5 protein-coding genes are annotated in these 6,264 nt (G+C 52.7%); 2 read left to right on the top strand and 3 right to left on the bottom strand.

The features are described from left to right. Positions 1-336: 336 nt before the first annotated feature. The 3 genes from clpB to rluD form a co-directional block, all read right to left on the bottom strand. Positions 337-2,910 (bottom strand): ATP-dependent chaperone ClpB, encoded by a 2,574-nt coding sequence (clpB, locus tag V6940_RS17900; protein ID WP_185668773.1) that lies wholly within the window; start codon positions 2,908-2,910, stop codon positions 337-339. A 129-nt stretch (positions 2,911-3,039) separates the two neighbouring features. Continuing rightward, positions 3,040-3,771, bottom strand: a complete 732-nt coding sequence (gene yfiH, locus V6940_RS17895; RefSeq protein ID WP_220439699.1) for a purine nucleoside phosphorylase YfiH — start codon at positions 3,769-3,771, stop codon at positions 3,040-3,042. Next, positions 3,768-4,748, bottom strand: a complete 981-nt coding sequence (rluD, locus tag V6940_RS17890; protein WP_035894959.1) for a 23S rRNA pseudouridine(1911/1915/1917) synthase RluD — start codon at positions 4,746-4,748, stop codon at positions 3,768-3,770. Before rluD ends, yfiH begins: the two co-directional genes overlap by 4 nt. A 132-nt stretch (positions 4,749-4,880) precedes the next feature. On the opposite strand from rluD, the gene bamD reads away from it, so the two are divergent. Next, entirely contained in the window at positions 4,881-5,624 is a 744-nt protein-coding gene (bamD, locus tag V6940_RS17885) for an outer membrane protein assembly factor BamD (RefSeq protein WP_062779280.1), read from the top strand. Positions 5,625-5,898: 274 nt separating this feature from the next. Further along, positions 5,899-6,240, top strand: coding sequence for a ribosome-associated translation inhibitor RaiA (gene raiA / locus V6940_RS17880; protein WP_185668771.1), 342 nt, complete (start codon positions 5,899-5,901; stop codon positions 6,238-6,240). Positions 6,241-6,264: the final 24 nt, after the last annotated feature.

The following is a 6,264-nucleotide window of genomic DNA, read 5'->3' as shown; positions in this document are numbered from 1 at the left end:
GAGTGCCCACACAGATTGTCTGATAAATTGTTAAAGAGCAGTGCCGCTTCGCTTTCTCAGCGGCGCGGGATGTGCATATTACGCTTTCCCGCTTGAGAGTCAAGCGTTTAATTTCGCTTTCGTCTCTCGAGATTCTCAGGAGAATCTCGCTGACCCGGCGGCTTGTTTGCCGTTGTTCCGTGTCAGTGGAGGCGCATTATAGGGAGATACTGAGAAGTCGCAAGCATAAATTATAAAAAACTTATCGTTCGCTTACTTTTCATCCAACACTCTTATTTTTGCCTGGTTTTTAAACAAAAACGAGCCCCAAAGGGCTCGTTTTCTTCTTTTTGTGACTTACTGCACTGCCACAATCTGGTCGTCTTTGACTTCCAGGCGGATAACTTTGCCAGGAATCAGCTCGCCGGAGAGAATCTGCTGGGCCAGCGGGTTTTCGATCTGCTGCTGGATAGCACGTTTCAACGGACGTGCACCATATACCGGATCGTAACCATTCTGACTCAGCAACTGCAGCGCTTCATCAGACATCTGCGTTTCGTAGCCACGCTCTTCCAGACGCTGGTACAGACGCTGCAGCTGAATCTGGGCGATTGAAGCGATATGTTTTTCACCCAACGGATGGAAGACAACCACTTCATCTATACGGTTGATGAACTCTGGACGGAAGCTGTGGCTGACCACGCCCAGTACCAGATCTTTCATATGCCCGTAGTCCAGTTCGCCGAAACGTTCCTGAATCAGGTCGGAACCAAGGTTAGAGGTCATGATGACCACCGTATTACGGAAGTCGACCGTTCTCCCCTGCCCGTCGGTCAGACGACCGTCGTCCAGAACCTGCAGCAGAATGTTGAACACATCCGGATGCGCTTTCTCGACTTCATCCAGCAGGATGACGGAATAAGGACGACGACGAACGGCTTCCGTCAAATAACCGCCCTCTTCATAACCGACATATCCCGGAGGCGCACCGACCAGACGAGACACGGAGTGTTTCTCCATAAACTCGGACATGTCGATACGCACCATGGCATCGTCGCTGTCGAACATAAAGTTAGCCAGCGCTTTGCACAGTTCGGTTTTACCTACCCCGGTAGGCCCCAGGAACAGGAATGAACCAATCGGACGGTTCGGATCGGACAGCCCTGCACGGCTACGGCGAATCGCATTCGATACCGCCTCAACCGCTTCGTTCTGCCCAATCACGCGGCTGTGCAGATCCTGCTCCATACGCAGCAGTTTCTCACGCTCGCCTTCCAGCATGCGGGCAACCGGAATACCGGTCCAGCGCGCCAGCACTTCGGCAATCTCAGCATCCGTCACTTTATTACGTAACAGACGCATGGTTTTACCTTCAGACTGCGTTGCCGCTTCCAGCTGTTTTTCCAGCTCTGGGATTTTGCCGTACTGCAGTTCGGACATTCGCGCCAGATCGCCGACGCGACGCGCCTGCTCGATGGCGATTTTCGCCTGTTCCAGTTCAGCCTTAATCGTCTGCGTGCCGGAGAGGGAGGCTTTTTCCGCTTTCCACTCTTCTTCTAACTCAGAGTACTGACGCTCTTTATCGCTCAGCTCATCGTTCAGCATGTCGAGACGTTTCTTACTCGCCTCGTCAGACTCTTTCATTAATGCCTGCTGTTCCAGCTTCAGCTGAATGATACGGCGGTCGAGTCGGTCGAGCTCTTCCGGCTTCGAGTCAATCTGCATACGAATGCTGGATGCCGCTTCATCGATAAGGTCGATAGCTTTATCCGGCAACTGACGGTCGGCAATATAGCGGTGAGACAGCGTGGCTGCCGCCACGATTGCCGGGTCAGTAATCTGCACGTGGTGGTGCAGTTCATAACGTTCTTTCAAACCACGCAGAATCGCGATGGTGTCTTCCACCGAAGGCTCTGCGACAAACACTTTCTGGAATCGACGTTCCAGCGCCGCATCTTTTTCGATGTACTGGCGATATTCATCCAGCGTCGTCGCACCTACGCAGTGGAGTTCCCCACGCGCCAGCGCCGGTTTCAGCATGTTGCCAGCATCCATCGCACCGTCGGCTTTACCTGCCCCAACCATGGTATGCAGCTCATCGATAAACAGGATGACGTTGCCTTCCTGTTTCGCCAGGTCATTCAGCACACCTTTCAGACGCTCTTCAAACTCGCCGCGGTATTTCGCCCCGGCCACCAGCGCGCCCATATCCAGCGCCAGTACACGGCGGCCTTTTAAGCCCTCCGGAACTTCGCCGTTAATAATGCGCTGCGCCAGACCTTCGACGATGGCGGTTTTACCGACGCCCGGTTCACCGATTAGCACCGGGTTGTTTTTAGTACGACGCTGCAGTACCTGGATGGTACGGCGAATTTCTTCATCACGGCCGATAACCGGGTCAAGTTTGCCCTGCTCGGCGCGCTCGGTCAGATCGACCGTGTATTTTTTCAATGCCTGACGTTGGTCTTCGGCACCCTGATCGTTCACGCTTTCCCCCCCGCGCATCTGTTCAATAGCCTGAGTAATATTGGCCGTTGTCGCCCCCGCTGATTTCAGCAGGTCGGTCAGAGTGCCACGTGACTCAAGCGCCGCCAGAACGAACAGCTCTGACGAAATAAAGTTATCGTTGCGTTTTTGCGCCAGCTTGTCGCAAAGATTCAACACGCGCATCAGATCCTGAGACGGTTGCACGTCACCGCCGGTGCCTTCCACCTGAGGTAAACGGCTCAATGCCTGATCGATAGCGGTACGCAACTGGCCAGCATTAATGCCAGCAGAGGTTAATAACGGACGTACCGAGCCCCCTTCCTGATTCAGCAAGGCGCTCATTAAATGAAGAGGTTCGATAAATTGGTTGTCGTGCCCCAGTGCGAGCGACTGGGCATCGGCAAGAGCAAGCTGGAATTTATTGGTAAGACGATCCAGACGCATGACTCCTCCCATACTAGGTCAAATTTGCTACAGGAGATTAAATGAGGTCATCCCTCAATTATTCAAGGTTAAATGACCTGGTCAATGAGAAAAAAATGTCTGCCTTCTGGATCGTCTTGATTCTATAGGTTATATCAGCCAGATGAAACTTGCCATACGACCCGTAGTACGGTCACGGCGGTAAGAGAAGAAATCATCTTTTTCGCTGAAGGTACAGCGGTCGCCGCCAAAGAGTGCGGTTACGCCGATATTCCCCAAACGCTGACGCGCCAGCTGGTAGATATCAGCATAGTATTTTTCGCCGGCAGGACGGAATGCGCTAACCGCATTGGCATCTTTCGCCATAAACGCTTCACGCACTTCCGGGCCGACTTCGAAAGCCAGCGGCCCAATCGCCGGGCCAAGCCAGGCAATAATGTTCTCTGGGCTATCTTTGAAGCAGGCAACGGTCTCTTCCAGCACGCCGTCGCACAGCCCGCGCCATCCGGCATGCGCCGCAGCGACTTCGGTTCCGGCTTTATTACAGAAAAGCACCGGCAGACAATCGGCTGTCATCACCGCACACACGGTCCCGGGCGTATTGCTATAGGAAGCATCGGCGCGCTTAGAGGCATAAGGTTCACCGGTCAGATGCAAAACCTCTTTACCGTGTACCTGCTCAAGCCATACCGGTTTCGACGGCAGTTTACCTGCCGCGAACATACGCTTACGGTTCTCTTCTACGTGTTCCAGGTTATCGCCACAGTGGGCGCCGAGATTCAGAGAATCCCACGCCCCCTCGCTGACCCCGCCCACGCGCGTTGAACTGCAGGCCGCTACGCTTGCTGGCAGCGGCCACTCCGGGACAATGATTTTGGTCATAGCCAGTCTACGTCATCCTTATGTTCTTCAAAGTCGTCGCGCATCACCGCAATCAGATCAACCATGTCCTGTGGGATTGGCGCATGCCATTCCATTTCAATCCCCGAAATCGGGTGATAGAGACGCAGCATGGTCGCGTGAAGCGCCTGACGGTCAAACTTACGCAGTACGGAAATGAACTCATCCGATGCGCCTTTCGGCGGACGCGGACGACCACCATAAACCTGATCGCCCACCAGCGGATGGGTGATATGCGCCATGTGCACGCGGATCTGGTGCGTACGTCCGGTTTCCAGACGCAGTCGCAGACGCGTGTGCACACGGAAGTGCTCCATGATGCGATAGTGCGTTACCGCCGGTTTACCCATTGGGTGTACCGCCATGTGCGTACGCTTGGTCGGGTGACGGCTGATCGGTTCTTCAACGCTACCGCCTGCGGTCATGTGACCAATCGCTACCGCTTCGTACTCGCGGGTGATCTCACGCAGCTGCAGCGATTCCACCAGACGCGTTTGCGCTGGGACAGTTTTCGCTACCACCATCAAACCGGTCGTGTCTTTATCCAGACGGTGTACGATGCCCGCACGCGGCACATCAGCAATCGGCGGATAGTAGTGCAGCAGCGCGTTCAGCACCGTGCCGTCCGGGTTACCGGCGCCAGGGTGCACCACGAGGTCACGCGGTTTGTTGATGACCATGATGTCGTCATCTTCATAAACGATATCGAGTGGGATATCCTGCGCTTCAAAGCGGATCTCTTCGTCGATTTCGGCGTCAATAGAGACGGTCTCGCCGCCCATGACTTTCTCTTTTGGCTTGTCTGAAACTTTGCCATTTACCTGTACGCGTTGGTCGAGGATCCATTCTTTTATGCGCGAACGCGAATAATCAGGGAACATTTCGGCCAAAGCCTGATCTAAGCGTTGTCCAAGTTGTGACTCGGACACCGTTGCGGTGAGTTGTACTCGTTGTGCCATATACAGCTTCTTCGTTAACGTTGGGTTTTTACGGCTTCGCCGTTTAATATAGTGTGCTATTGTAGCTGGTCTTAATCGGGAACAGGAACTATGAATATCCCGTATAAACATTTTGAGGAAAGTCAAAACGTCATGACGCGCATGAAATATCTGGTGGCAGCGGCCACGTTGAGCCTGGCTTTGGCGGGGTGCTCTGGTTCAAAGGACGAAGTTCCTGATAATCCGCCTAATGAAATCTACGCAACTGCTCAGCAAAAGCTGCAGGACGGTAACTGGAAACAGGCAATAACGCAACTGGAAGCGTTGGATAACCGCTATCCGTTCGGACCATATTCTCAGCAGGTTCAGCTGGATCTGATCTACGCATACTATAAAAATGCCGATCTGCCGCTGGCCCAGGCCGCAATTGACCGTTTCATCCGTCTGAATCCAACCCATCCGAACATCGACTACGTGATGTACATGCGTGGTCTGACGAATATGGCGCTGGATGATAGCGCGCTGCAGGGCTTCTTCGGCGTCGATCGTTCCGACCGCGATCCGCAGCACGCACGTGATGCATTCAATGACTTCTCGAAGCTGGTGCGCGGCTACCCGAACAGTCAGTACGTCACCGATGCCAACAAGCGTCTGGTCTTCCTGAAAGATCGTCTGGCGAAATATGAACTTTCCGTTGTTGATTACTACACTGCACGCGGTGCATGGGTAGCTGTGGTTAACCGCACTGAAAACATGATGCGTAACTACCCGGACACTCAGGCAACCCGAGACGCGCTTCCTAAGATGGAAAACGCCTATCGTGAAATGCAGATGACCGCGCAGGCTGACAAAGTCGCAAAAATCATTGCGGCCAACAGCAAAAACACCCAGTCCTGATTCGGACCATCCTATCAAGCAAAACGGCAGCCCTGAGGCTGCCGTTTTTTTATTCGTTTCACGTCATTGCTGAAGCGGTTTAGCTCCAGGTCATCCTATCAAATATGGCTGTATTTTCCCGAACCGACAAGTAAAAAATCACTTCTTCCTGTCCTGACTCACAAAATGAATGCACTGACAAAAAGTGACAAAATAATGCGATCTTAATCACACATTTTAACCAAATCCGAGGTATGCTGGAATCACCAAGACGGAAAGACAAGAGGTAAAATTTATGACAATGAACATTACCAGTAAACAAATGGAAATTACTCCGGCTATTCGCCAGCATGTCGCAGACCGTCTCTCAAAATTGGAAAAATGGCAAACCCACTTAATCAACCCACATATCATCCTGTCCAAAGAGCCACAGGGATTTGTAGCGGACGCCACGATGAATACCCCAAACGGGCATCTGGTCGCCAGCGCTAAACACGAAGATATGTACACCGCCATTAACGAATTGATCAACAAGCTGGAACGGCAGCTCAATAAGGTGCAACACAAAGGGGAAGCCCGTCGCGCCACCACATCGGTGAAAGACGCAAGCTTCGTAGAAGAAGTTGAAGAAGAGTAAACTGAACTTTGTACTTTAATGTGT

Source organism: Kluyvera sp. CHPC 1.251, from assembly GCF_036759945.1.
In the GTDB taxonomy this organism is placed as follows: Bacteria; Pseudomonadota; Gammaproteobacteria; order Enterobacterales; family Enterobacteriaceae; genus Kluyvera; species Kluyvera sichuanensis.
The sequence above is the reverse complement of the archived record's forward strand: the minus strand, read 5'-3'. Positions and strand labels throughout refer to the sequence as shown.